Genomic DNA, 25,406 nt, shown 5'->3' on the forward strand with positions numbered 1-25,406 from the left:
CTCGGTCAGGATGTCACCGGGGCGGCGGTCCTTCTCCGTGCCGCGCAGCGACGGGACGATGCAGAAGGTGCAGGTGTTGTCGCAGCCGACCGAGATCGACACCCAGGCCGAGTACGCGGACTCGCGCCGGGACGGCAGCACTGAGGGGAACGTCTCCAGCGACTCGGCGATCTCGACCTGGGCCTCCTGCTCGACGCGGGCGCGCTCGAGCAGCACCGGAAGCGAGCCGATGTTGTGCGTCCCGAACACGACGTCGACCCACGGAGCCCGCTCGACGATGGTGCCCTGGTCCTTCTGTGCCAGGCACCCGCCGACCGATGTCCTCGCCGAAATCAGCTCGCTCGTCGAGTCCGGCGTGCTGGAAGTGACACTGCTCGGGCAGAACGTGAACTCCTACGGCCGCGAGTTCGGCGACCGGTACGCCTTTGGCAAGCTGCTGCGGGCGGCCGGCGCCATCGACGGGCTGGACCGGCTCCGGTTCACCTCGCCGCACCCGCGCGACTTCACCGACGACGTGATCGCCGCGATGGCCGAGACGCCGGCGGTCTGCCACTCGCTGCACATGCCGCTGCAGTCCGGCTCGGACGCGGTGCTGCGGGCGATGCGCCGCTCGTACCGGCGGGAGCGCTACCTCGGCATCCTGGCCCGGGTCCGGGACGCGATGCCGGACGCGGCCATCACCACCGACATCATCGTCGGCTTCCCGGGCGAGACCGAGGCCGACTTCCAGGACACCCTGGACCTGGTGGCCGGGGCCTCCTTCGCCGGCGCGTTCACCTTCCAGTACTCGCCCCGCCCCGGGACGCCGGCCGCCACGCTGCCCGACCAGATCCCGCACGAGGTGGTCCAGGAGCGGTACGAGCGGCTGGTCGCCGTGCAGGACGAGGCCTCGCTGGCCGCGAACCGGGCGCTGGTCGGGTCCACGGTCGAGGTGCTGGCGGCCGAGGGCGAGGGCCGAAAGGACGCGGCGACCGGGCGGCGGTCGGGACGGGCCCGGGACGGGCGGCTGGTGCATTTCGCCTGCGACGTGACCGCGGTCCGGCCGGGCGACGTGGTGACCACCACGGTGACGTACGGGGCCCCGCACCACCTGGTCGCGGACGGGCCGCCGCTGTCGCACCGGCGCACTGCGGCCGGCGACGCGTCCGAGGCCGGCCGCCGCCCCACCACTCCCGGCGTGCTCCTCGGGATGCCGACCGTCCGGTAATTCTGTCGGACGCCGTCGCTAGGTTGGGGTCATGACGACAGCGACCGTCCCACCCGACACCCGGCCGGAGCCGGCCGAGACCGGCCCCGAACGGCTGCTGCTGGACGGCTTCCTCGACTTCCACCGGGAGACCCTGCTCTGGAAGTGCGCCGGGCTGGCCGACGAGCAGCTGCGCGCCAAAGCGGTGCCGACCTCGACGCTGAGCCTGCTGGGGCTCGTCCGGCACATCACCGAGGTCGAGCGGGGCTGGTTCTTCGACCACCTCCCGTACGAGGCCAGCCCGATCTACTTCACCGAGGCCGCGCCGAACGACGACTTCGACGCCACCGACAGCGTGCCGGCGGCCGAGGTCTTCGACCGCTACCGGGCCGAGGTCGACCGGATCCGGGCCGAGATCGCGGCCGTCCCGCTGGACCACGAGTACACCGACAAGCGCGGCAGGACGTTCTCGCTGCGCTGGGTCTACATCCACCTGATCGAGGAGTACGCGCGGCACAACGGCCACGCCGATCTCCTCCGGGAGGCGATCGACGGGGTGACGGGCGAGTGACCGCGCCGACGGACGACCGGTTCGAGCCGCCGTATCTCGGCGACGAGCGGACCATCCTGGCGGGCTTCCTGCGGTATCACCGCGAGACGCTGCTGTGGAAGTGCGCCGAGCTGACCCCGGAGCAGCTCGCGGCCCGGCCGCTGCCGACGACCGTGCTGTCGCTGCTCGGCCTGGTCCGGCACCTGGCCGACGTCGAGCGCAGCTGGTTCCGGCGCCGGTTCGCGGGCGAGGACGCGCCGCCGATCTTCTTCAGCGAGGCCGACTGGGACGCCGACATCCTGCCGCCGCCGGACGCCGACCCGGTGGCCGACTTCGCGACGTACCGGGTCGAGGTCGAGGCGGCCGAGGCGGCGGTCCGGGGCCACGACCTGGGCGAGACGTTCGTCGGCAAGCACGGCGAGACGATCTCGCTGCGCTGGGTCTACGTGCACATGATCGAGGAGTACGCGCGGCACAACGGGCACGCCGACCTGCTGCGGGAGGCGATCGACGGCGTCACCGGCGAGTGACGCTGCTGACCGTCGGGCACGGCACCGCCTCCCAGGAGTCGCTGACCGGCCTGCTGCGGGGCGCCGGCGTGACGCTGCTGGTCGACGTCCGAACGGCGCCGGGCAGCAAGCGGCACCCGCACGTCGCCCGGGCCGAGCTGGCCGAGTGGTTGCCGTCGGCCGGCATCGCGTACGAGTGGGAGCGCGACCTCGGCGGCTTCCGGAAATCCCCGACGGACTCCCCGGACGTGGTCTGGCGGGAGCCGATGTTCCGCGGGTACGCGGCCTGGATGCGGCAGCCGCCGTTCCGGGGTGCACTGGATCGGGTGCTGTCGGAAGGCGACGGCACCGTGGTGATGTGCAGCGAGACGGTCTGGTGGCGCTGCCATCGCCGGTTGATCGCGGACGCCACCGTGCTGCTGCGCGACGTACCGGTCCTGCACCTGATGCACGACGGCCGGCTGAGCCCGCACCGACCGACCGACGGCGCCCGGATCACCCCGGACGGGCTCGTCTACGACGAGGGCGCGTTGCCGCTCTGAGCGTCGGCGATGTGGAAGTTGAAGTGGTTGTGCCCGAGCGCGACCCGCAGCGTGACCCAGAACAACACCCCGGCCTCCAGCCCACGGGCGGACGAGAGCGGGCCGACGTCCCGGACCGACCCCTCGGGCCAGCCGAACTGCTGCAGCAGCGCGGTGACCGCCGCCTTGGCCGCGTCGTCGTCGGCGGCCACGAACACCTCGTGCGGGGCGGGCACCAGCTCCGGGTGCACCATCACCTCGCAGTTCATCGTGTTCAGCGCCTTGACCACACGGGCCTGCGGGTGCGCGCGCTGCAGTTGCTCGGCCGTGCTGTCGCCGGGCGGGACGGTCAGGCCCGGCGGGAAGTTGCCGTCCAGCGCGTTGGACACGTCGAGCAGGACCGTGCCGGGACCGGGGTCGGCCTGACCCACCGCCGCGGCCGCGTGGCTGCCGGCGGTCGCGTTGACGACCAGCTCGGCGCCGGCCGCGGCCTGCCGGAAGTCGCCCGCGGCGCCGCCGTGCTCCGCCGCCCAGGCGGCCGCCTTCTCGTTGGCCGCGTCCCGCGCGCCCATCGTCACCTCGTGGCCGAGCTCCGCGAGCCGGGTCGCGATCGCCTGTCCCACCGGTCCGGTGCCGAGCACCCCGATCTTCATGGCCGCCAAGTAGCCCCGCCGGACCGGCCCGGGTCAAGCCCCGTTCGCCGTCGGCGGATCATTGACACCGCTGCCGGTCGATCGGAGGACCCATGACCACCGCCCCGTCCCGTGTCGCCGTCGTCACCGGAGGGGGCAGCGGGATCGGCGCGGCCGGCGCCCACGCGCTGGCCGCGGACGGCTGGACCGTCGTGGTCGCCGGCCGCCACCGGGACACGCTGGAGGCGGTCGCGGCCGGGCACGAGCGGCTCGACCCGGTCGTCGCCGACGTGACCGACGAGGCGAGCGTGCGGGCCCTGTTCGGGACCACGGTGGCCCGGTACGGCCGGGTCGACCTGCTGTTCAACAACGCCGGCCGGTCGGCCCGCCCGGTCGAGCTGGACGAGCACGCGCTGTCGACCTGGAACTCGGTGGTCGCGGTGAACCTCACCGGCGCCTTCCTCTGCACCCGGGAGGCGTTCGGGATCATGCGGCGGCAGGACCCGCGCGGCGGCCGGATCATCAACAACGGCTCGATCTCGGCCCACACGCCGCGGCCGCAGTCGATCGCGTACACCGCGACGAAGCACGCGATCACCGGCCTGACCAAGTCGACCGCGCTGGACGGCCGCCCGTACGACATCGCCTGCGGGCAGCTCGACATCGGCAACGCGGCGACCGAACTGGCCGGCGGGTTCGCGTCCGGCACGACCCAGGCCGACGGCAGCGTCCGGCCGGAGCCGCTGATGGACGCCGCCGACGTCGCCCGGGCGGTCGTCTACATGGCGAGCCTGCCGCTGGACGCGAACGTCGCCACGATGACCGTGATGGCCACGAAGATGCCGTTCGTCGGCCGCGGCTAGGACAGCCGGAGGTAGTGCGTGTCCGGATCGTGGCGCCCGCCGGGCGCTCCGGACACGACCAGGTCGGCCCGCTCGGCGGCCGGGTCGGCGGCGAAGAAGGCGTTCTCCTCGGCCTCGTAGCCGGCCCAGCCCGCGGCGGCTCCGGGCCCGTCGCGCTCGATCCCGCGGGCGAGCCTCGGCCCGGCCGGCACGTGCAGCCAGATCGCGTACGCCAGCCGGTCCGCGATCGCCCGCCGGGACGCCGACACGCCCTCGATGACGAGGACCTCGGGTCCGAGCCGGGTCACCAGCTCCGCCTCCAGCGCCGGCCACCACGGGTGCCCGACCCGGGCGACCACGTCGTCGGTGTGCAGGACCGGCGCGCCCCCCAGCGCCGTCGCCAGCCGGGCCGCGAACGTCGTCTTTCCTGCCGCCCCGCGCCCGTCGACCGCCACCAGCCGGGTCGGCAGGCCGCCGGCCGGGGGGAGCGCCCGGATCCGGGCCGCCAGCACCCGGTACGACTCCAGCCGGGTCAGCGGCGGACGGAGCGCTCGGCCTCGGTCAGCCACTCGCGGCGGGCCGCGACCGCCGCCTCGGCCTCGGCGATCTTGGTCGTGTTGCCGCCGGCCTGGGCCTTCTTCAGCTGGGTCTCGGCCTTGGCCACGGTCTCGCGGAGCTGGTCCAGCAGCGGGTTGCTGTCGACCTTGCCGCGCTTCCATTCGGCGTCGCCGGCCTCCCGGACCCGCTGCTCGGCCGCGCGCATCCGGTTGTCCAGGGTCCGGATCGCGTCCCGGGGCACGTGCCCGGCCGCGTCGTACCGCTCCTGGATCTCCCGCAGCCGGGCCTGGGCGCCCTTGAGGTCGGCGGCCGGGTCGAGCGCCTCGGCCTCGCCGATCAGGGCTTCCTTGACCTTCTGGTTCTCCAGCTGCTCGGCGTCGCGCTCGCTGAAGGTCGCGGCCCGGGCGGCGAAGAACGCGTCCTGCGCGGCCCGGAACCGGGTCCACAGCTGCTCCTCGGCCTCTTTCGAGGCCCGCCCGGCGGCCTTCCACTCGGTCATCAGGGCCTTGAGGCGGTTCGCCGTCGGGCCCCAGTCGGTCGAGCCGGACAGGCCCTCGGCCTCGGCGACCAGCTGCTCCTTGCGGGTCCGGGCCAGGCCGCGCTGCTCGTCCAGGGCGGCGAAGTGGCTGCCGCGCCGGCGGGTGAACGCGTCCCGGGCCGCCGCGAACCGCTTCCACAGCTGCTCGTCGGCCTTCCGGTCGACCCCGCGGATCGCCTTCCACTCCTCGACGACGGCCCGGAACCGGTCCCCGGTGGCCTTCCACTGGGAGCTCTGGGACAGCTCCTCGGCCTCCAGGACGAGCTTCTCCTTGGCCGCGGCCGCCGCCACCCGGGCCGCCGCGCGGGCGACCCCGGCCTGCTCCAGCTTGGCCTGGGCGGCGCCGAGCAGCGCGGTCAGCCGGGTGTCCAGCGCGGCGAGATCACCGACGACCGCGGCCTCGCCCAGCGAGGCGTGCAGCGCGGTGGCCTGAGCCAGGGTCGCCTTCGGGTCGCCGGCGCCGGAGCCCAGCCGGCTCTCCAGCAGGCCGATCTCGGTGTCCAGGTCGTCGTACCGGCGGGCGAAGTGGGCCAGGCCGTCCTCCGGGGAGCCCGCATGCCAGGAGCCGACCGCCCGCTCGCCCTCGGCGGTCGTCACGAAGACCGTGCCGTCGGCGTCGACCCGTCCCCACTCGTTGCTGGCAGTCATTGCCCTCGTTCCTCCTAGCGCGTCGCGCCCCTGCATCCTCTCAGTACGGCCTGTCCGCCCGGCACCCCCTCTGCTACAAACCGGTCGTCCTACTCTCCCGGAGTGCTTCCCGCCATCGCGTTCTGTCCCTCGCCGCCGCTGCTGGTGCCGGCGGTGGCCGCCGGGGCGGCGACCGAGCTGGACCCGCTGCGGACCGCCTGCCGGGACGCCGTGGGACGGCTGCTGGCAACCGGGCCGGACGAGGTCGTCGTGCTCGCAACGGGCCCGGTGACCAGCCGGTTTCCGCCGGGGACGACCGGCTCCCTGGCCGGCTACGGCGTGCCGCTCTCCGCCGCCCTGCCCGGCGCCGACCTCTCCGGCGTCCCGGCCCGGCACGGCGTCCGGCTGCCGCTCGGGCTCACGCTCGGTGCCTGGTTGCTGACCGGGACCACGGTCCCGGCGCTGGGGATCATGGTCGGGCCGGACGCCGACCCGGCCGAGATCGGCGCCGGTCTGGACGGGGCCGGCCGGCGGCGCGCGCTGCTCGTGATGGGCGACGGGTCGGCCCGCCGGACCGAGGCCGCGCCCGGGTACGTCGACCCGCGCGCGGTCGGCTTCGACGAATCGGTCGCGGCGGCGCTGCGGACCGCCGACGGGCCCGCGCTGGCCGCACTCGACCCGGTCCTGGGTACGGAGCTGCTCGCGGCCGGCGTCCGGGCCTGGCGGGTGGCCGGGCAGGCCGCGACCGGCTCGTACGAGGGCGAGCTGCTGCACGAGTCCGCGCCGTACGGGGTGGCGTACGTGGTCGCGGTCTGGACGGCCCGGTGAGCCGGCTCGTCGCGCTCGTCGGCCCGACCGCGACCGGCAAGTCGGCGCTCGCGGTCGAGCTGGCCGAGCGGCTCGGCGGCGAGGTCGTCAACGCCGACTCGATGCAGCTCTACCGCGGCATGGACGTCGGCACGGCCAAGCCGACCGCGGCCGAGCGGCGCGGGGTCCCGCACCACCTGCTCGACGTCTGGGACGTCACCGAGCGGGCCAGCGTGGCCGACTACCAGAAGCTGGCCCGGGCCGCGGTCGAGGACGTGCTCGGCCGCGGCCGGATCCCGTTCCTGGTCGGCGGTTCCGGCCTCTACGTCCGCGCCGTCGTCGACCAGCTCGAGTTCCCCGGCACCGACCCGGCGCTGCGGGCCCGGCTGGAGGCCGAGCTGGCCGCGGACGGCCCGGCCGCCCTCCACACGCGACTGTCCGAGGTGGACCCCGTTGCGGCGCAGGGAATCCTGCCCTCCAACGGCCGCCGGCTGGTGCGGGCGCTGGAGGTCCTCGAGCTGACCGGCCGGCCGTTCACCGCGACGCTGCCGGCGCCGGCCGAGCACTTCGACACCGTCCAGATCGGACTGGACCGGGCCGACCTGGACGAGCGGGTCGAGGCCCGGGTCGAGCGCATGTGGGCGGCCGGGCTGGTGGCCGAGGTCGCGGCGTTGGCGGCGTCCGGGCTGCGGGACGGGCCGACCGCGAGCCGGGCGCTGGGCTACCAGCAGGTGCTCACGCTCGGCGACACGCCCGCGGCCAAGGCCGAGACCGTCCGGGCCACCCGCCGGTTCGTCCGGCGGCAGCGGTCCTGGTTCCGCCGCGACCCGCGGGTGCACTGGCTGGACGGCGCCGGCGTCGACCTGCTGGCGGAGGCTCGTACCCTCGTCCGGTGATGTTCGTGAAGGGGCACGGCACCGAGAACGACTTCGTCGTGCTCCCGGACGCGCCGCCGCTGGACCCGGAGACGGTCCGGGCGCTCTGCGACCGGCGGACCGGCCTGGGTGCGGACGGCGTGCTGCGGGTCGAGCGCGGCGACGGCGGCTTCGTCATGGACTACTGGAACGCCGACGGCTCGATCGCGGAGATGTGCGGCAACGGGATCCGGGTGTTCGCCCGCTACCTGGTGACCGCGGGGCTGGCCGAGCCGGGCGCGCTGCCGATCGGGACCCGGGCGGGCGTGCGGACCGTGCAGGTGCCGGCCGAGGGCGACGTGACCGCGGAGATGGGCGAGCCGGTGGCGCTGACCGCCTCGCCGGTCGTGGGCGGGCTGCCCGGCACCGCGATCAGCATGGGCAACCCGCACGTGGTCGTCGAGCTGCCCGACCTGGCCGCGCTGGACGCACTCGACCTGAGCCACGCTCCCGACGTACGGCCCCCGCTGCCGGACGGGCAGAACGTCGAGTGGGTCGTCCGGCGCGGACCGCGCTCGCTGGCGCTGCGGGTGCACGAGCGCGGGGTGGGGGAGACCCGGTCCTGCGGCACCGGGGTCTGCGCGGCCGTCGTGGCCGCGGTCGCCTGGTCCGACGGGGCCGGGCTGGACGAGCCCTGGACGGTGGACGTGCCGGGCGGGCGGCTGTCGGTCACCTGGTTGTCGGCGGGGCCGGTCCTGCTGTCCGGACCCGCGGTGCTCGTCGCCTCCGGCGAGGTCGACCTGGCCGCGCTCGGTCGCCGCTGAACCGCCTGGCCGCCGCGGCCGGGCGGCGCCGGCCGCCGGGGCCGGTCCGGCCTGGCCGGTGCTGATCCCGGTCGGCCGGGTGGCGCTCAGTTGCCGCTGAAGCGCCAGCTCTGGTTGCCGGCCGCGGGGTCGATCTCGGCCGCCGGGTCGCGGCAGGTGTACTGCTGGATGAGCGCGTTCTGGTCGGCCGAGATCGCGGTGACGTCCAGGCACTTGCCGCTGTGCGCGGCGATGATCTGCACGTAGCCGGTGTCCGCGCCCGCGGTGTCCAGCAGCGGGCGCAGCACGAAGGTCTGGTTCGCGCCGCCGTTGCAGTCCCACTGGTCCACCGGCGCGCCGTCGTCCACGGAGGCGTTGAGCACGTCCGCGCACAGGCTCGTCGCCGAGCTCACCAGCTCGTACGTCCCGGGCTGGTCCTTGCCGACGAGCAGGAAGCCGGTGCCGAAGTCGGTCCCGCAGGTGCGCTGGACCAGCTGCGCGCCCGGGTCCGTACGGCCCTGAGGGGCGGCCAGGCACAGGCCCGAGTGCCGCGAGGCGAACGTGCCGCCGGACGGGGGCAGCGGGCTGCCGGTCGGGCTGTCGGTCGGGGTCGCGTCCGGGTCCGGGGTCGTGCTCGCGGACGCCGCCGGGGTCACGCTCGCGATCGGCGCGGCGGCCGGGGCGGGCGCCGGGTCGTCGTGGCCGCCGGCCAGCCGGATCACCACGACGAGGATCGCCAGCATCACCAGTACGACCAGGACGACCGCGCCGACGGCGAGCATCGCGGTCTTCTCGTCGCCGCGCAGGGCGCCGACGCGGGCCGCGAGCCGGCGGATCGTGGCGGCGACGCGCTCCCGCCTGGTCGGCGGCGCGGGCGGGGCAGGCGTCGGCGGCGGGTCCGGCTCGGCCGAGCCGCCGAGGCCGGTGAGCAGCACCCGGCTGAACATCCCGGTGCTGTACTCCTGGTGGAACGGCTCCTCCCCGCCGTCGGCGGAGGGCTGCGGACCGCCGAACAGAGGTGGGGGCACCGGGGTCCCGATGACGGGGCCGACCATCGGGAACACCGGCGGCGCGTCCTTCGGCGCCGCGCCGTTCGCCCGAGTCGGGTTCGGCGCCGCGCCGTTCGCCCGAGTCGGGGCCGCGTTCGGCGCCGCGCCGTTCGTGCGGCTGGGCCAGAGGTCGGCCCGGGTCGCGCCGACCGGCAGCGGCGGCAGCACAGTCGTCGCGTCCGGATCCCCGCCCCGCGCGACCCGCGGGAACACGCCGGACGCCGGCGGCGGGGACGGTGCGGGCGTCGGCGACGGCGCGGGCGGGGGAGACGGCACCGGTGCCGGCGACGGCACCGGGGGCCGCGTCGGTGCCGGCGGGGAAGGTGCCGGCGTGGGCCCGGGCGGCGGAGCGGGCGCCGGTGCGGGCGTCGGGCCCGGCCGCGGAGCAGGCGCCGGGCCCGGGGAGGGCATCGGGCGCGGCGCCGGGGAGGGCGTCGGCGTCGGGCCCGAAGCGGGTCTGGGCGTAGGAGCAGGCCCGGGCGCCGGGGTAGGCATCGGGGCCGGGGCGGGCGTGGAACCCGGGGCGGGCGTCGGATCCGGGTCCGGAGCGGGCGCCGGGGTGGGGAGCCGGTAGGTCGGTGGGGTCAGCGGTGTCGCGGACGGGTCGGTCCACTCGCCCGGCGGTTCCGGTGACGGGGACGGTACGGACGCGACATCGGGGTGCATCCCCGTCGCATCAGGTGCCTGGTGCCGTCCCACGGCTGGCTATGGTGCCCCATTCCCGGGCTCGCCCGCGACGCCAGCCGCCGGCACCCCCTGCGCCGGCACCGCTGCGGGCACCACCTCGACGGGGCCGCCCGGGACGGCCGCGCCGGCGGGGACGTACTCGGTGGGCAGCTCGCGCATGGTCCGCAGCGGCGAGAAGAAGACCGGCAGTACCGCCAGCGCGGATCCGGCGACCGCGACCCAGAGCGTCGGCCGCAGCCCGATCGTCGAGCCGAGGATGCCGCCGATCAGCGCGCCGATCGGGATCGTGCCCCACACCGCGAACCGGATCGTCGCGTTCATCCGGCCGAGCAGCCGCTCCGGGCAGAGCAGCTGCCGGAACGACACCTGCGTCACGTTGTAGACGACCACGGTCATCCCGGACACCACCGAGAGCGCGGCGACCAGCACCAGCAGCCAGCCCCGCTGCACGAACGGCTGGGCCAGCATCGTCGGCGCCTGCAGCGCGATCGACATCCACAGCGCCGGCCCCTGCCCGACCAGCTCCGCGAACCGCCGGGCGACCAGCGCGCCGACCAGCCCGCCGACCGCGGCCGCGCTGAACAGCAGCCCGATCGTGCCGGCCGAGAGGTTCAGCTGCCCGGCGTCGGCCAGCAGCACCACGAACACGGTCATCGACACGTTCGTGAACAGGTTGGCTGTCCCGGTGCAGGCGGTGATCGCCCGCAGCAGCGGGTGGCCGAGCACGAAGCTCAGCCCCTCCTTCATCTCCCGGCCGAGGTGCCGGTCCGGCGCCCGCTCGGGGTGGGCCTCGCGGGACCGGATCGAGGTGATCCAGGCCGCGGACCAGAGGAAGGACAGCGCGTCGACCAGGATCGCGTACGGCGCGGTGACGGCCTGCACGAGCAGCCCGCCGACGGTCGGACCGGCGACCTGGGCGACCGACTGGGTGCCCTGCAGCTTGGCGTTGCCCTCGACCAGGTTGTCCCGCCCGACCAGGTGCGGCAGGTACGACTGGTACGCGACGTCGAAGAACACCGTGCAGACCCCGCCCAGCAGGGCCACCGCGTACACCTGGGGGAGGGTGAGCACGTCCAGGGCCCAGGCCAGCGGCAGCGAGCCGAACAGCAGGCCGCGGACCAGGTCGGCGACCATGAGCACGTTGCGCCGCCGCATCCGGTCGACCCAGACGCCGGCCGGCAGCCCGATGACGAGGAACGCCAGGAACTCGCACGTGGTCAGCAACCCGACCTCGAACGGCCCGGCGTCCAGCACCTTGATCAGCAGCAGCGGCAGCGCGATGACCGTGATCTGGGTGCCGCCCTGGCTGAGCGCGTCGGCCGCCCACAGCCGGCGGAAGTCGGCGTGGCGGATCAGCGTGGTCTGCACGGTCGGTAGCGTGCGGCAGTGATTGAGGTTTGTCAATCACTTATGCTGACGCGGTGACGACCGAGCGGCGGGCCGCGACCGAGGACGAGGCGCGGGCGCTGGCCTCGTCGCTGCGGCTGCGGATCCTCCGCCTGTGCCTGGACGTCTCGCTGACCAACAAGGAGATCGCCGCCCGGCTCGACCGGGACCCGGCCAGCGTCCTGCACCACGTCCGGACCCTGGTGCGGACCGGCTTCCTCACCGCCGAGCCGGAGCGGCGCGGGGCCCGCGGCGCCCGCGAGGTGCCGTACCGGGCGACCGGCAAGTCCTGGACCCTCGACGTCGCCGACCAGGACGACAGGATGGTCCGGACCGGGACGCTGGTGCAGGCGTTCCTGGAGGACGTGCAGCGGGTCGGCGTCGAGAACGTCGACAGCACCCGGATGGGCCTGCGCCTGACCCCGGCCGAGCACGAGGAGCTGACCCGCCGCCTGTACGAGCTGATCGAGGAGTTCCGGTTGCGCGGCTCCGACGGCGAGCCCTGGTCACTGTTCCTCGGACTGCACCGCGACGACCGCCCGGTGTAAAAACGGTGCCGGTCCGCCCGGACCGTGCCACCATCGGAGGACGATGACGCAACCACTGTCCGATCCCACGCCCCGTCCCGAGTCCTCCAACGCCGAGCCGTTCGAGGACATCGACGTCGAGTCCTTCGACCTCGAGGACCGCCAGGCGCTGCGCCGCGTGCCCGGGCTGGCGACCGAGCTCGAGGATGTCACCGAGGTCGAGTACCGGCAGCTCCGGCTGGAGCGGGTGGTGCTCGTCGGCGTCTGGACCACCGGCACCGCGGCCGAGGCCGAGAACTCGCTGGCCGAGCTGGCGCGGCTGGCCGAGACGGCCGGCTCGCAGGTGCTCGACGGCGTCCAGCAGCGGCGGGACCGGCCGGACCCGGCGACGTACCTGGGCTCGGGCAAGGCCAAGGAGGTCCGCGACATCGTGGTCTCCACCGGCGCCGACACGGTCGTCTGCGACGGCGAGCTCACCCCCGGCCAGCTGCGCAAGCTGGAGGAGATCGTCAAGGTCAAGGTCATCGACCGGACCGCGCTGATCCTCGACATCTTCGCCCAGCACGCGAGCAGCCGGGAGGGCAAGGCCCAGGTCGAGCTGGCCCAGCTGCAGTACATGCTGCCGCGGCTGCGGGGCTGGGGTGAGTCGATGTCCCGGCAGGCCGGCGGTCGCGTCGCCGGCGGTGGCGGCATCGGCACCCGCGGCCCCGGTGAGACCAAGATCGAGACCGACCGGCGCCGGATCAACACCAAGATCGCGAAGCTGCGCCGCCAGCTCGGCGACCTGGGCGCCACCCGGGCGGTCCAGCGGCAGGAGCGGGTCCGGCACGAGACGCCCTCGGTGGTGCTCGCCGGCTACACCAACGCCGGCAAGTCCTCGCTGCTCAACCGGCTGACCGGGGCGGGCGTGCTGGTCGAGGACGCGTTGTTCGCGACCCTGGACCCGACCGTGCGCCGCTCCCAGACCCCGGACGGGCGCGAGTTCACCATCGCCGACACGGTCGGCTTCGTCCGGCACCTGCCGCACCAGCTGGTCGAGGCGTTCCGCTCGACGCTGGAGGAGGTCGCCGACTCCGACCTGGTCCTGCACGTGGTCGACGGCTCCGACGCCGACCCGGAGGGCCAGATCTCCGCGGTCCGGGAGGTGCTGGGCGAGATCGACGCCCTGCACGTGCCCGAGCTGCTGGTGATCAACAAGATCGACACGGCCGACGAGGACACGCTGACCCGGCTGCGGCGGGTCGCGCCGGACGCGGTGTTCGTCTCGGCCCGGACCGGGCGCGGGCTGGAGCAGCTGACGGATGCGATCGAGGCCCGGCTGCCGCGGCCGTCGGTCGAGGTCCACGTGCTCGTCCCGTACGAGCGCGGCGACCTGGTCTCCCGGGTGCACTCCACCGGCGAGGTGCTGGCCGAGGAGCACACCGGCGACGGCACCCTGCTGGCCGCGCGGGTGTCCGGGGACCTGGCCGGGGCCTTGTCGGCGTACGCGGTCGCGAGCGGGTGACGGCCCGCCCGCGGGGGGCTCCGGGCGGGTCACCGAGGCTGCTTCTCGCGGCGCTCGTCGTCTACGTACTGATCACCGTTGACGTACTGGCCGGGGGGCCGCTGACCCATCTCGACCACGCCGTGTCGGAGTGGGCCCGCTCGACCGGGATCCCCGGCAAGGGCTGGAAGCGGCCCTGGCAGTTCAAGGCCGACCAGATGGTCAACTTCGGCGACCGCGAGGTCGTCGGCGTGATCGTGCTGATCGCGGTCGGCTGGATCTGCCTGCGCGCCCGCACGATCATGCCGCTGGTGCGGATCGCCGTACTGGCCGCCGCGGCGGCCGCGGTCGTGCTCGCCTTCAAGTACGGCATCGGGCGGACCGCGCCGTCCGGGGTGCACGGCCCGGAGATGTTCCGGTCGTATCCGTCCGGGCACACCGCGACCTCCGTCATCCTCTGGGGCGGCCTGTACGCGGTTGTCGCCGACTACCCGCAGTACGCGGTATCCCGGTCGGTCGCCTGGCTGCTGAGCTGGCTCGGGCCGCTGATGGTGATGGTCGGGATGGTGCTGCGCGACTACCACTGGGCCACCGACCTGGTCGCCGCGGTCGCGCTGTGCACGGTCCTGCTGCAGACGGAGCGGCTCGCGTTGGGACACTGGCGGCGTGCGCGACGGGGGCCGGCTGCTGATCGTGCTGGTGGTGCTCTTTCTTCTGTCGGGGCCGGGCCCGGCGCGGGCTGATTCGGTCCGGACGCTCTGCACGATCCGGGATCCCCGCATCACCGAGTCCAGCGGGCTGGCCGCGACCGCGGACCGGCTCTGGACGATCAACGACGGCGGCAGCCGGCTGCAGGTCTTCGAGCTGGACCGGTCCTGCCGGGTGGTCCGCCTGATCCAGGCCGGCATCGACCCGTACGACGTGGAGGACCTGGCCCGGGCCTCGGACGGGACGCTCTGGCTGGCCGACACCGGCGACAACTCGCTGAACCGCTCGACCGTGGCGCTGGAGCGGATCCGGCCGGACGGGTCGGCGGCGCTGTTCCGGCTCACGTACCCGGACGGGCCGCACGACGCCGAGGCGATCCTGCTGACCCCGTCGGGACAGTTCCTCATCGCGACCAAGGAGCCGCTGACCTCGAACGTCTACACCCCGGTCGGCCCGCTGTCGGGGTCCCGGCCGACCGCGCTGCGCCGGGTCGCCTCGATCGGCCTGCTGCCGACCGGCACGGCCGGCGGTCCGGTCGGGACGGCCGGTCAGGTCCTGGTGACCGGCGGCGCGGTGTCGCCGGACGGGCGGACGGTGGTGCTGCGCACGTACACCGACGCGTACGTCTGGGCGGCGCCGGACGGCGACGTCGCGGCGGCGCTGTCCGGCGGGGACCGGCGCCGGATCCCGCTCCCGCCGACCGCGCAGGGCGAGGGGGTCACGTTCAGCGCCGACGGGCGGTCGCTGCTGACGAGCACCGAGAAGATCCCGGGCCCGGTGCACGAGATCCCGCTCGGGGACGCGGTCGCCGCGCCCGCGACCACGACCCCCGCGCCGCAGCCCGCCGACGCGGACCCCGGGCCGGGTCTCGACGTCGCCGAGTGGGTGCGGACACTGGTGCTGCCGGTCGGCGCCGTCATACTGCTCGGCGCCGTCATCTCCTACCTGGTGGCCCGGCGGCGGGGCTGAGGGTCAGACCTTCCGCAGAACCGTCACGACGCGGCCGAGCACGGTCGCGTCATCCCCGGGAATCGGCGCGTACGCCGGGTTGTGCGGCAGCAGCCACACGTGCCCGTCGCGTCGCCGGTAGGTCTTCACGGTCGCCTCGCCGTCGATCATCGCCGCGACGATGTCGCCGTTGTCGGCCACCGGCTGCTGGCGCACCACGACCCAGTCGCCGTCCGCGATCGCCGCGTCGATCATCGAGTCACCGACGACCCGCAACAGGAACAGCGTGCCCTCGCCGACCAGCTCGCGGGGGAGCGGGAAGACGTCCTCCACGTACTGCTCGGCCAGGACCGGGCCGCCGGCGGCGATCCGGCCGACCACCGGCACGTACGTCGGGGCGGGGTGGGCGAAGCGGTCCGCCTCCTCGTCCGGCACCGGCGCCCGCGGCGCCGACACGCTCTCCGGCGGCCGCACGTCCACGGCCCGGGGCCGATTGGGGTCGCGCCGGATGTAGCCCTTGCGCTCCAGCGTGGTCAGCTGGTGGGCGACGCTGGAGGTCGAGGTGAGCCCGACCGCCTGGCCGATCTCCCGGACGCTGGGCGGGTAGCCCTGCTTGGCCACGGCCTCCCGGATGACCTCCAGGATCCGGCGCTGGCGCTGGGTCAGCCCGGTGGAGTCGACCGCGCTGTCGGGGAAGTCGCGCACCACCGCCGGCTCCGGCGTCCCCGGCGGCGCCTGCCCCCGCGATCCACCGCTCGCGCGTCTCCTGTCGCCCGACCCTGCCGCCATGACCTCTCCTCCTCGCCGCGCCCGCGTGGCGCGAACGCCGGGGCCCCAGCGCTGCGGGCCCGTGCTCGGTGTTCGTGATCGTCAAGTTAGCGACCGGCACCGACAGTTATCAAACATCTGTTCGAACGACACGCCGGTAAGTCTCGATTCTGTCGGACCCCCGGTGTACAAAGTCGCACAGAGGTTCGATCGAACCTGTGTTCGAGAGATGTCGACGTGGTTGGACAGGGAGGACTCGCGATGACCGTCGCCCCGGAGCTGCCGCCGGTGCTCGTCGCCCGTCGTGCGGAGCTGCGCCGTCGCGTGCGTGCCACCGGCCGCACGCCGTCCGCGGCCCGCCTGGCCCGCGTGGCCACCGTCCGTGCGTCCTCGGCCCGGACGCCGTCCTCGGCCCGGACGCCGGCCTCGGCCCGGATGCCGGTGTCGGCCCGGACGCCGGCCGAGGTCCTTGCGCTGGTCGAGCCCCGGCGGCCGCTGACCCTCGTGCCGGAGCCCGAGCTGCAGCCGGACATCGCGCCGGAGCCGGGGACCGGCCGGGTGCACCGCCCGGCCGGTCCCGTTCCGCTGCACCCGGCCGGCGCGCGGGTGGTCCGGCCCGCGGGGGGCCGGCTGCGGCTGACCCGGCGCGGCCGGCTGGCCGCGACCGCGGCGATCCTGCTCATCGCCGTGCTCGCGGTCGTCGGGGTGACGTCCCGGGTGGGGTCGCTGTCCGGGCCGCCGGTCCCGGCGTCCGCGCCGACCCAGGTCGTGGTCGCGCCGGGGGAGACGCTCTGGAGCATCGCCGAGCGGGTGGCCCCGCAGCGCGACCCGCGGACGGTGGTCGATTCGATCCGCGAGCTCAACCAGCTGCCCGGCACCGACGTGCGAGCCGGCCAGACCCTCCTGCTGCGCGCTCCCTGACCACGCCGTCCTGAGCGCGGCAGCCGCTCGGGCCAGGCTCTGCGGCGATCGCCGACTACGAGATCGCGGCCGGCCTCAAGCGGCAGCGGGGCGACCGCTGCGGCGAGGCGATGTTGCCGAACAACATCGCGAAGGCCAACGACCGGCTGGGCCGGCCCGAGCAGGCCGCGACGGCCGTCCGGACCGCGGCCGAGCTGATGGGCCGGCCGGGCGACGACCCCCGGCCCGAGCGGACCGGCCTGCCGGAGGCCGAGCAGCTGGTCGTGCTCGGACACGCTGCTGCGGGCCGACCGGCCGACCGCCGCCCAGGCCCCGGGCCAGAGGGTCTGTTGCGCACCTCCTCGGAGCCTCGGCGTCCGGTCGGTACGTATCGGACTCGACACCGATAACGCATCGGGGGCAGCGCTGTGTCACGGGACTGGCGAGGCCCCGCGCACACGCCCGGCTGACCCTCGGGACACGCCGGTCGGTGCTTGCGCCGCCCTGGGTGTCGGCCTACCTTCTCCCACTACATCTAGTACTTACAGGGATGTAATTTTCCACAGGTTGGGGTTGTTACCCACAGGGGAATCCCCAGAGTCATCCACAGCAGCAGGGGAGAGGGACCGGTGCGCTGTCCGTATTGCCGCCACGCCGACTCGCGGGTCGTCGACTCGCGCGAGGTCGACGAGGGCCAGGTCATCCGGCGTCGCCGGTCCTGCCAGGCGTGCAGCCGGCGGTTCACGACGGTCGAGGAGGCCACCCTCGCGGTGATCAAGCGCAGCGGGGTCACCGAGCCGTTCGGCCGGGACAAGGTCATCACCGGCGTACGGCGGGCCTGCCAGGGCCGGCCGGTCGGCGACGACCAGCTCGCGCTGCTGGCCCAACAGGTCGAGGAGGCGGTCCGGGCCACCGGCTGCGCCGAGATCCCCAGCCACGAGGTCGGCCTGGCCATCCTCGGGCCGCTGCGGCAGCTGGACGAGGTCGCCTACCTCCGCTTCGCCAGCGTGTACCGGGCGTTCACCAGCATCGAGGACTTCGAGGCCGAGATCCGCGCCCTGCGCGATCCCGACCGGCCGGTCCCGGCGCCAGCGCCGGAGCTGACCACACAAGCGGTCCGCGAGCTGGAGCCGGCTCCGTGAGCCGCCGCCGCGACCGCCAGGCCGCCATGACGCACAGCACCACGCACGGCACGACGACAACCACCGCGACCGCCACGGGGGCACCGCGGGACATCGACAGCCACGAAGGGGACCAGATCATGACGGAGACCGTCGACACCCAGCGCGGGGCGCGCCAGGGTGGGCTGCACGTCGAGCGGGTCTACACCACCCCCGGCGTGCATCCGTACGACGAGGTCACGTGGCAGCGGCGTGACGTGGTGATGACCAACTGGCGGGACGGCTCGGTCAACTTCGAGCAGCGCGGGGTCGAGTTCCCGGACTTCTGGTCGATCAACGCGACCAACATCGTCACCTCGAAGTACTTCCGCGGCGCGCCCGGCAGCGACACCCGCGAGTCCAGCCTCAAGCAGCTGGTCGAGCGGGTCGTCACGACCTACCGCAAGGCCGGGGAGAAGTACGGCTACTTCGCCACCGCCGAGGACGCCGAGGTCTTCGAGCACGAGCTGGCCTGGATGCTGGTCCACCAGGTCTTCGCGTTCAACTCGCCGGTCTGGTTCAACGTCGGCACGCCCGCCCCGCAGCAGGTCAGCGCCTGCTTCATCCTCGCCGTCGACGACACGATGGACTCGATCCTGAACTGGTACCGGGAGGAGGGGCTGATCTTCAAGGGCGGCTCCGGCGCCGGTCTCAACCTGTCCCGGATCCGGTCGTCGAAGGAGCTGCTCTCCAGCGGCGGCACCGCCTCCGGGCCGGTCAGCTTCATGCGCGGCGCGGACGCCAGCGCCGGGACGATCAAGTCCGGCGGCGCCACCCGGCGGGCGGCCAAGATGGTCGTCCTCGACGTCGACCACCCCGACATCGAGGAGTTCATCGAGACCAAGCGCAACGAGGAGGAGAAGATCCGCGTCCTGCGCGACGCCGGCTTCGACATGGACCTCGGGGGCAAGGACATCACCTCGGTCCAGTACCAGAACGCCAACAACTCGGTCCGGGTCACCGACGAGTTCATGCGCGCGGTCGCCGACGGCGGCGAGTTCGGGCTGCGGGCCCGGATGGACAACTCGGTGCTCGAGACCGTCGACGCGCGAAAGCTGTTCCGCAGCATGGCCCAGGCGGCCTGGGAGTGCGCCGACCCCGGCATCCAGTACGACGACACGATCAACGACTGGCACACCAACCCGGAGACGGGCCGGATCACCGCCAGCAACCCGTGCTCGGAGTACATGAGCCTGGACAACTCCTCCTGCAACCTGGCCTCGCTGAACCTCATGAAGTTCCTGCGCGAGGACGGCACGTTCGACGGTTCGACGTTCGCCAAGGCCGTCGAGTTCGTCATCACCGCGATGGACATCTCGATCTCCTTCGCCGACTTCCCGACCGAGGCGATCGCCGAGACCACCCGGGCCTACCGGCAGCTCGGCATCGGCTACGCCAACCTGGGCGCGCTGCTGATGGCGACCGGGCACGCGTACGACTCCGAGGGCGGGCGGGCGCTGGCCGCGGCGATCTCCTCGCTGATGACCGGCACCGCGTACCGGCGGTCGGCCGAGCTGGCCGGCGTCGTCGGCCCGTACGAGGGGTACGCCCGCAACGCCGACGCGCACCAGCGGGTCATGCGCAAGCACGCCGCCGCCAGCGACACCGTCCGCCCGGTCGGTGCCGACGACGCGGCCCTGCTGCGGCTGGCCGCGGCCGAGTGGCAGCGCGGGCTCGCGGTCGGCGACGCGCAGGGCTGGCGCAACGCGCAGGCCTCGCTGCTCGCCCCGACCGGCACGATCGGCTTCATGATGGACTGCGACACGACCGGCATCGAGCCGGACTTCTCGCTGGTCAAGTTCAAGAAGCTGGTCGGCGGCGGGTCGATGCAGATCGTCAACCAGACCGTGCCGCGGGCGCTGCGTTCCCTGGGCTACCAGGAGGAGCAGGTCGAGGCGATCGTCGAGTTCATCGCCGAGCACGGGCACGTCGTCGGTGCGCCCGGTCTCAAGGAGCAGCACTACGGGGTCTTCGACTGCGCGATGGGCGCACGGGCGATCGCGCCGATGGGGCACGTGCGGATGATGGCGGCGGTGCAGCCGTTCATGTCCGGCGCGATCTCGAAGACCGTGAACATGCCGGAGACCGCGACGGTCGAGGAGATCGAGGAGATCTACCGGTCCGGCTGGGAGCTCGGCCTCAAGGCGCTGGCGATCTACCGGGACAACTGCAAGGTCGGGCAGCCGCTGTCGACCGCCTCGACCGCGTCGTCCACCGCCTCGGTGTCGGCCGCGGCCCCGGTGATCGAGTACCGGCCGACCCGCAAGCGGCTGCCGAAGAAGCGCCCGTCCCAGACGGTCTCCTTCTCCGTGGCCGGCGCGGAGGGCTACGCGACCTCCTCGTCGTACCCGGACGACGGCGTCGGCGAGCTGTTCGTCAAGATGTCCAAGCAGGGCTCGACCCTGGCCGGCGTGATGGACGCGTTCTCCATCGCCATCTCCATCGCCCTGCAGTACGGCGTGCCGCTGGAGACGTACGTCTCGAAGTTCGTGAACATGCGCTTCGAGCCGGCCGGCATGACCGACGACCCGGACATCCGGATCGCGTCCTCGGTGATGGACTACCTGTTCCGGCGGCTGGCGCTGGACTACCTGCCGTACGAGCAGCGGGCCGAGCTCGGCATCTTCACCGCCGCCGAGCGCGCCGCGACGGTCGCGGATTCGTACGGTGCGTCCTCGGACGACACCTCCGTCGAGGAGATGCGGACCTCGGCCCCGGTCGAGCACAAGCCGGCCGCTGAGGCCCACTCGTCCACCGAACTGCTGGAACTCCAGCAGGGCACCGTCGCCGACGCCCCCCTCTGCTTCACCTGCGGCACCAAGATGCGTCCCGCCGGCTCCTGCTACGTCTGCGAAGGCTGCGGCAGCACCTCCGGCTGCAGCTGACCTCGCCGCGCCGGGGGGAGCCCCGAGCTCCCCTCGGCGGACCCGGCCGACACAGCTGCCGGCGTCGGCTGTCGCTCGGTCCGGATGGCAGCTCTGTCTAGACTGTCTAGATGGAGGTGGGCGGTGGGTGGACGGTGGCAGTTGCAGGAGGCGAAGCAGCGGTTCAGTGAGGTGGTGCGGTCGGCAGAGACGGACGGGCCGCAGTTCGTGACGCGGCATGGTGACGAGGTTGCGGTCGTGCTCGACATCCGGGAGTACCGGCGGCTGAAGGCTGGGGCGCCGGACCTCAAGGCGTTCCTCCGGTCGGAGCCGCTCGTCGACCCGCCGGACATCGATCGGTCCCAGGATCTGGCCCGTCCGGTGAGCCTGGATTGAGCTATCTCCTCGACACGAACGTGGTGTCGGAGCTGCGGCGGCCCCGGCCGAACAAGGTTGTCCTGGGCTGGTTCGACTCGGTCGGCTCGGCGGACCTCTGGCTGAGCGTGCTGGTGCTGGGGGAGATCCGGCAGGGCATCGAGCAACTCGCCCGCCGGGATGCCGATCAAGCGGCGACCTACGAGAAGTGGCTGCTGGAGCTGGCCGATCTCTTCGGTGATCGCGTCGTGCCCGTCACTGCCGAGGTGGTTGATCTGTGGGGCCGGCTCAACGTGCCGGACCGGCTCCCCGCCGTCGACGGACTGCTGGCGGCGACCGCGCTCGTCCACGGCTGGACGCTGGTCACCCGCAACACCGCGGACGTCGTACGGACCGGGGTCCGGCTGGTCAATCCATTCGAGGGGTCATGACGGTTCGGCAGTTGCGGTTGGTGGTGGCGGCGGAGGACTACGAGGCCGCGGTGGTGTTCTACCGGGACGTGCTCGGGTTGCCGGAGCAGGAGGCGATCTCGGGCCCGGGCGGCGCGCACGTCACGATCCTCGACGCGGGCCGGGCCACGCTGGAGCTGGCGAATCCGGCCCAGCGGGCGTACATCGACGAGGTCGAGGTGGGCCGGCCGGTGGCGCCGCGGCTGCGGGTCGCCTTCGAGGTCGATGACGCCCGCGCGCTCACCGCCGAACTGGTCGCCGGCGGCGCGCACGAGATCGCCCCGCCCACCGAGACCCCCTGGCGCTCCCTGAACTCTCGCCTCGACGCCCCCGCCGGCCTCCAGCTCACCCTCTTCCAGGAACTCTGACCTCAGGCCATGCGCGTGCCTGACCGCCCCGGGGCGAGCGGTATGCAGGTCGCCCGTCCCGGACTCATGATTGCCGCAGCCGCATCGGCCGCGCCGTCGGCGCGCGTTGGCCGGACGCGTGCCGACCCCGAGGGAGGTGTGTCGCCCTCCGGGAGTCCGGCTAGTGGCGGCTGGCGGCGCGGACGGGGCGTGGGGACGGGTCGGCCGTCGCGTCGTCGGCGGGGGTGCGGCGGCCGAGGAGCCGGGACGCTTCCAGGGCGGCGTCGACCACGGGCCTGGTGAACGCGGCGGCGTTGGCGGGGGTCAGCCGCTGCGTCGGTGCGCCGATGCCGAGTACGGCCTCGAGCTCGCCGGTCAGGCCGAACACCGGCGCCGATATCGAGGCGGCGCCGACCTCGCGCTCCTCGAACGAGGCCGCGTGCCCGGTCCGGCGGATCTCGTCCAGCTGTTCGTCCAGCACGTCGAGGTCGACGACGGTCCGCGGCGTGTAGCGGATCAGGCCGTGCCCGATCGCCGCCTGCCGGGCGGTCGGGTCGAACGCCATGAACACTTTCCCGGCCGACCCGGCGTGCACCGGCATCACCATGCCGATCATGAACAGCCGCATCACGATGTTGCGCGTCTCGGCCAGCCCCACGACGGTCCGGTGGGCGCCGTCGCGCACATACAGGCAGGCGGACTCGCCGGTGGTGTCCCGCAACGCCCGCAGCACCGGCCGGGTCACCCGGACGATGTCCAGCCCGACGCTGCCCGGCGCGGCCCAGCGCACCAGCCCGATCCCGATCCGGTAGCGGTCGTCGTCGCGGTCCAGGAACCCCTCGCGAACCAGATTGATCACCAGGCGCTGGCAGGTGCTCGCGGGCAGGCCGGTGGCCCGGGTGATCTGCTGCAGGCTCAGCTCCGGCTGCTCGACGGTGAAGCACTCGAGGACCTGCCGGATCTTGTGCAGGACGAGGATCGGCGGCACGCCGGACCGGCGCGGGGGCTCCTCTTCCATCGGCGGACAATACCCCGTCGTAATCGGTTGTCCGATTCTGGACACGTTGAGTGACGGCGGCTCGCCGAGGCGAGACGAGATCAGGGGTCGGGCGCGGGACGCTCGCCGGACCAGGGCGACTCGGCCGCCACCCGGCAGCCGGCGGCGCGATAGTGGCTCGTCAGGGTGGCGACGAAGGCTGTGAGATCGGCATCCGGGCTCGCGTCGATGCCGACCGTCGTCGGCCAGTCGAGGAAGTGCGGTCCGCGGGTCCGGTCGGGGTTCCGGTCGACCTGGACGGTGAACCCCGGCGCCCGGAAGACGTCAAGCGACGAGCCCGGGCCGAGCAGCCGCGCCGTGGCCTCGACGACGGCCGCGTGGTCGTCGGTGTCGACGTAGAGGACACACCAGCGGTCCCGCGGCCCGGTCATGGGACGCGCAGCCAGGGCTCGTTGTCGAACAGGCCGCCCTGTTTGATGATCGCGAGGTCGACCTTGCGGCCGAGGTCGTCCTGCAGCGCGTCGTGCAGGTTCTTCAGGCCGGCGTGGCGCCAGAAGATCCGCCCACGGGTGGCGGCGTTCGCGGCCGCCTCCCGGGTGCTCGACTCGCCGAACGCGTCCCGCAGCAGCCGCTCGTAGTGCTCGGGCGGAACTCGCAGGCCGAAGTCGATGTCCGAGCCGGCGCCGGCCGAGTGGCCGGCCCGGCTGCCCTGCACGACCACGTCGCCGGTGAGCCCGGGCGCGTCCGTACGGATCCGGCGGGCGGCCGCGGCGAGCTGGTCCGCGGAGATCCCCTCGGGCAGGTTCCGTACGGTCCGGAAGACCTGGCCGCGCACGCCCGCCGGGATCGCCCGGTTCACCGCCTTGAGGCCGCGGGTCACGCCGGGCACGGTCCGCAGCACGCGGGTGGCCGGGCCGGTCGGCAGCACGGTCAGGATCGCGTCGGTCGCCAGCCCGGGCCAGGAGCCGCGACCGGTCGACGCCGCGACGACGACGTCGATCGCCACCGCGGTCGCGCCCGCGGCGATCGCGATCGGCGCGAGGAACTGGAAACCCGGCACCAGGCTCATCGTCCCGAGCGCGGCCGAGATCCCGCGCAGGTCGTGCGAGATCTGGGTGAGCACGTCCGCGTGCCGGGTCACCCAGGTCCGGACGCCCTCGCGGACGCGGGCCAGCACACCGGGCTTCCGGTACGGCGGGTCGGCGGCAGCTGCCCGGATCCGGGCCGCCGAGCGAGCAGCGGAGTCGCGGTGTTCGGCCAGGAGGCGCCGCGCCTCGGACAGCACCGCCTCCAGCTCGGCCCGCTCGGCGAGCGCGACGCTCGAAGCGGTGCCGCCGGCGCCGCGCCCGTCAACCGGCCCGGCCTCTCCGCGCCGGCCAACCGGCCCGTCGGCGCCGCGTCCGGTCGCCGGCGCGCCGTACTCGCCGGCCGCACGGGCGTGAAGGGCGGACGAGCCGCCGCCGTCGTGCCTGCGCGCGGGTCCGCCGTAGACACTGCCGCCCGCGCCGTGGTCGGTGGTGCCGGGAACGCCGGCGGCGCCGTACAGGGCGATGCGGGCCCGGGCCGCGGCCGCCCGCGACTCCAGATCGGTCGCGCGGAGCTGGCGGGCGGCGAGATCGTCCGCGTACGCCGCGAGCTCGCGGGACAGGGTCCCGTGTGCCGCGGCGGCTTGCTGCAGGTCGCGCGGCAAGGCCCGGGTCTCCGCCGAGTAGGCGGACGCCGCCGAGCCCTGCCAGTCGGCCCCGAGCCGGGCCGCCGCGGTCGCCGCTCCGGCCAGCGCCCGGGCCGCCCGGTCCGCCTCCCGGGACTGCGCCAGCACCGCCGCCGGTGATCCCGGCGCCGGGTCGAAGCCGAGGGCCGGGAACGTCCGCACACTCATCACGTCCTCCTCGTACCGGATCAAGGATGCGGCGGAAGAGTAAGCACGGTGAGGCACACATCGTCCGGTTTGTCGACGCCTGTGGACAACGTTGACCGCTGAGGTCTCCAGATTCACGCGAAGGCGGCGCGGTGGCGGAGGAGGCTCGGTGACGGACGTGCTGGTCGGTCTCTCGATGTCGGTGGACGGGTTCAGCACCGGAGGCGACCCGGACGCGGAGCACGGGCTCGGTCTCGGTGGCGAACCGCTGCACGTGATCATGGGCGGCGCGGAGGTCGCCCGGGAGGCGATCGCGGCCGGACTGGTCGACGAGGTCCGGCTGCACGTGGCGCCGATCCTGCTCGGGGCAGGAACCCGGCTGTTCCGTGGGACCACCCCGATCGAGCTGCGCCCGGTCTCAGCGACCCACACCCCGAACGCGACCCACCTCGTCTACCGAATCGACCACTGAG

At 74.0% G+C, this 25,406-nt stretch carries 27 protein-coding genes and 2 pseudogenes; 19 read left to right on the forward strand and 10 right to left on the reverse strand.

Annotation, left to right across the window (positions count from 1 at the left end; all coding sequences use genetic code 11):
- Positions 1-318: pseudogene (locus tag VGP36_02755) on the reverse strand (tRNA (N6-isopentenyl adenosine(37)-C2)-methylthiotransferase MiaB).
- Between VGP36_02755 and VGP36_02760 the strand changes: the two are divergent.
- The 4 genes and pseudogenes from VGP36_02760 to VGP36_02775 all read left to right on the forward strand — a co-directional run bounded on the left by VGP36_02760 (position 311) and on the right by VGP36_02775 (position 2,787).
- A pseudogene (locus tag VGP36_02760) lies at positions 311-1,207 on the forward strand (MiaB/RimO family radical SAM methylthiotransferase). The pseudogenes VGP36_02755 and VGP36_02760 overlap by 8 nt on opposite strands.
- A gap of 31 nt (positions 1,208-1,238) precedes the next feature.
- Positions 1,239-1,757, forward strand: coding sequence for a DinB family protein (locus VGP36_02765; protein HEV7653644.1), 519 nt, complete (start codon positions 1,239-1,241; stop codon positions 1,755-1,757).
- A complete protein-coding gene (locus VGP36_02770; GenBank protein HEV7653645.1) occupies positions 1,754-2,266 on the forward strand; it encodes a DinB family protein in 513 nt (170 codons plus the stop codon). The genes VGP36_02765 and VGP36_02770 overlap by 4 nt, the downstream gene beginning before the upstream one ends.
- Positions 2,263-2,787, forward strand: coding sequence for a DUF488 domain-containing protein (locus tag VGP36_02775; GenBank protein ID HEV7653646.1), 525 nt, complete (start codon positions 2,263-2,265; stop codon positions 2,785-2,787). The genes VGP36_02770 and VGP36_02775 overlap by 4 nt, the downstream gene beginning before the upstream one ends.
- On the opposite strand, the gene VGP36_02780 is transcribed toward VGP36_02775, so the two are convergent.
- Positions 2,760-3,419: an NAD(P)-binding domain-containing protein gene (locus VGP36_02780; protein ID HEV7653647.1), complete on the reverse strand. Its 660-nt coding sequence runs from the start codon at positions 3,417-3,419 to the stop codon at positions 2,760-2,762. The two genes, VGP36_02775 and VGP36_02780, sit on opposite strands and share 28 nt — an antisense overlap.
- Before the next feature lie 92 nt (positions 3,420-3,511).
- Here VGP36_02780 and VGP36_02785 point away from each other — a divergent pair, with 92 nt between their 5' ends.
- On the forward strand, positions 3,512-4,261 hold the full coding sequence (locus tag VGP36_02785; GenBank protein ID HEV7653648.1) for an SDR family oxidoreductase: 750 nt from the start codon (positions 3,512-3,514) through the stop codon (positions 4,259-4,261).
- On the opposite strand, the gene VGP36_02790 is transcribed toward VGP36_02785, so the two are convergent.
- Both VGP36_02790 and VGP36_02795 read right to left on the reverse strand, forming a co-directional pair.
- Entirely contained in the window at positions 4,258-4,809 is a 552-nt protein-coding gene (locus tag VGP36_02790; protein ID HEV7653649.1) for a hypothetical protein, read from the reverse strand. The two genes, VGP36_02785 and VGP36_02790, sit on opposite strands and share 4 nt — an antisense overlap.
- Positions 4,773-5,984: a DUF349 domain-containing protein gene (locus tag VGP36_02795; GenBank protein ID HEV7653650.1), complete on the reverse strand. Its 1,212-nt coding sequence runs from the start codon at positions 5,982-5,984 to the stop codon at positions 4,773-4,775. The genes VGP36_02790 and VGP36_02795 overlap by 37 nt, the downstream gene beginning before the upstream one ends.
- A gap of 102 nt (positions 5,985-6,086) precedes the next feature.
- Here VGP36_02795 and VGP36_02800 point away from each other — a divergent pair, with 102 nt between their 5' ends.
- From VGP36_02800 to dapF, 3 genes are read left to right on the forward strand one after another with little or no spacing between them, the layout of a single operon-like run.
- A complete protein-coding gene (locus tag VGP36_02800; GenBank protein ID HEV7653651.1) occupies positions 6,087-6,791 on the forward strand; it encodes a hypothetical protein in 705 nt (234 codons plus the stop codon).
- Positions 6,788-7,666, forward strand: a complete 879-nt coding sequence (gene miaA / locus VGP36_02805) for a tRNA (adenosine(37)-N6)-dimethylallyltransferase MiaA (GenBank protein ID HEV7653652.1) — start codon at positions 6,788-6,790, stop codon at positions 7,664-7,666. Before VGP36_02800 ends, miaA begins: the two co-directional genes overlap by 4 nt.
- Positions 7,663-8,448, forward strand: a complete 786-nt coding sequence (dapF, locus tag VGP36_02810) for a diaminopimelate epimerase (GenBank protein ID HEV7653653.1) — start codon at positions 7,663-7,665, stop codon at positions 8,446-8,448. Before miaA ends, dapF begins: the two co-directional genes overlap by 4 nt.
- Before the next feature lie 86 nt (positions 8,449-8,534).
- Here the strand turns inward: dapF and VGP36_02815 are convergent, their stop codons facing one another.
- Both VGP36_02815 and VGP36_02820 read right to left on the reverse strand, forming a co-directional pair.
- Positions 8,535-9,644, reverse strand: coding sequence for an RICIN domain-containing protein (locus tag VGP36_02815; protein HEV7653654.1), 1,110 nt, complete (start codon positions 9,642-9,644; stop codon positions 8,535-8,537).
- 537 nt (positions 9,645-10,181) lie between these two features.
- Entirely contained in the window at positions 10,182-11,531 is a 1,350-nt protein-coding gene (locus VGP36_02820) for an MFS transporter (protein ID HEV7653655.1), read from the reverse strand.
- 53 nt (positions 11,532-11,584) lie between these two features.
- On the opposite strand from VGP36_02820, the gene VGP36_02825 reads away from it, so the two are divergent.
- From VGP36_02825 to VGP36_02840, 4 genes are read left to right on the forward strand one after another with little or no spacing between them, the layout of a single operon-like run.
- Positions 11,585-12,097, forward strand: a complete 513-nt coding sequence (locus VGP36_02825) for a helix-turn-helix domain-containing protein (protein HEV7653656.1) — start codon at positions 11,585-11,587, stop codon at positions 12,095-12,097.
- Positions 12,098-12,140: 43 nt separating this feature from the next.
- Entirely contained in the window at positions 12,141-13,580 is a 1,440-nt protein-coding gene (gene hflX, locus VGP36_02830) for a GTPase HflX (protein ID HEV7653657.1), read from the forward strand.
- Positions 13,577-14,302, forward strand: coding sequence for a phosphatase PAP2 family protein (locus VGP36_02835; GenBank protein HEV7653658.1), 726 nt, complete (start codon positions 13,577-13,579; stop codon positions 14,300-14,302). The genes hflX and VGP36_02835 overlap by 4 nt, the downstream gene beginning before the upstream one ends.
- Entirely contained in the window at positions 14,226-15,236 is a 1,011-nt protein-coding gene (locus tag VGP36_02840; GenBank protein ID HEV7653659.1) for a hypothetical protein, read from the forward strand. Before VGP36_02835 ends, VGP36_02840 begins: the two co-directional genes overlap by 77 nt.
- 3 nt (positions 15,237-15,239) lie before the next feature.
- Here VGP36_02840 and lexA read toward each other — a convergent pair whose 3' ends face one another.
- The gene (lexA, locus tag VGP36_02845) at positions 15,240-15,923 is read right to left on the reverse strand and encodes a transcriptional repressor LexA (GenBank protein ID HEV7653660.1); all 684 of its coding nucleotides are present in this window, start codon (positions 15,921-15,923) and stop codon (positions 15,240-15,242) included.
- Between the two features lie 321 nt (positions 15,924-16,244).
- On the opposite strand from lexA, the gene VGP36_02850 reads away from it, so the two are divergent.
- From VGP36_02850 to VGP36_02875, 6 genes are all read left to right on the forward strand, one after another.
- Positions 16,245-16,904, forward strand: coding sequence for a LysM peptidoglycan-binding domain-containing protein (locus VGP36_02850; protein HEV7653661.1), 660 nt, complete (start codon positions 16,245-16,247; stop codon positions 16,902-16,904).
- 608 nt (positions 16,905-17,512) lie between these two features.
- Complete coding sequence (gene nrdR, locus VGP36_02855) at positions 17,513-18,025, forward strand: transcriptional regulator NrdR (GenBank protein ID HEV7653662.1); 513 nt, start codon at positions 17,513-17,515, stop codon at positions 18,023-18,025.
- A 119-nt stretch (positions 18,026-18,144) separates the two neighbouring features.
- On the forward strand, positions 18,145-20,928 hold the full coding sequence (locus VGP36_02860; GenBank protein ID HEV7653663.1) for a vitamin B12-dependent ribonucleotide reductase: 2,784 nt from the start codon (positions 18,145-18,147) through the stop codon (positions 20,926-20,928).
- 141 nt (positions 20,929-21,069) lie between these two features.
- Positions 21,070-21,303 carry a type II toxin-antitoxin system Phd/YefM family antitoxin gene (locus VGP36_02865; GenBank protein ID HEV7653664.1) on the forward strand — a complete coding sequence of 78 codons (234 nt, stop codon included), beginning with the start codon at positions 21,070-21,072 and terminating at the stop codon, positions 21,301-21,303.
- Positions 21,300-21,713 carry a type II toxin-antitoxin system VapC family toxin gene (locus tag VGP36_02870; protein HEV7653665.1) on the forward strand — a complete coding sequence of 138 codons (414 nt, stop codon included), beginning with the start codon at positions 21,300-21,302 and terminating at the stop codon, positions 21,711-21,713. Before VGP36_02865 ends, VGP36_02870 begins: the two co-directional genes overlap by 4 nt.
- A gap of 20 nt (positions 21,714-21,733) precedes the next feature.
- Positions 21,734-22,099, forward strand: coding sequence for a VOC family protein (locus VGP36_02875; GenBank protein ID HEV7653666.1), 366 nt, complete (start codon positions 21,734-21,736; stop codon positions 22,097-22,099).
- 160 nt (positions 22,100-22,259) lie between these two features.
- On the opposite strand, the gene VGP36_02880 is transcribed toward VGP36_02875, so the two are convergent.
- The 3 genes from VGP36_02880 to VGP36_02890 all read right to left on the reverse strand — a co-directional run bounded on the left by VGP36_02880 (position 22,260) and on the right by VGP36_02890 (position 24,954).
- Entirely contained in the window at positions 22,260-23,096 is an 837-nt protein-coding gene (locus VGP36_02880; GenBank protein HEV7653667.1) for an IclR family transcriptional regulator, read from the reverse strand.
- Between the two features lie 80 nt (positions 23,097-23,176).
- Positions 23,177-23,506, reverse strand: coding sequence for a hypothetical protein (locus VGP36_02885; protein ID HEV7653668.1), 330 nt, complete (start codon positions 23,504-23,506; stop codon positions 23,177-23,179).
- The gene (locus VGP36_02890) at positions 23,503-24,954 is read right to left on the reverse strand and encodes a hypothetical protein (protein HEV7653669.1); all 1,452 of its coding nucleotides are present in this window, start codon (positions 24,952-24,954) and stop codon (positions 23,503-23,505) included. The genes VGP36_02885 and VGP36_02890 overlap by 4 nt, the downstream gene beginning before the upstream one ends.
- A gap of 148 nt (positions 24,955-25,102) precedes the next feature.
- Here VGP36_02890 and VGP36_02895 point away from each other — a divergent pair, with 148 nt between their 5' ends.
- On the forward strand, positions 25,103-25,405 hold the full coding sequence (locus VGP36_02895; GenBank protein ID HEV7653670.1) for a dihydrofolate reductase family protein: 303 nt from the start codon (positions 25,103-25,105) through the stop codon (positions 25,403-25,405).
- The last annotated feature ends 1 nt before the right edge of the window (position 25,406 follow it).

The organism is Mycobacteriales bacterium, from assembly GCA_035995165.1.
GTDB lineage: Bacteria > Actinomycetota > Actinomycetes > Mycobacteriales > CADCTP01 > CADCTP01.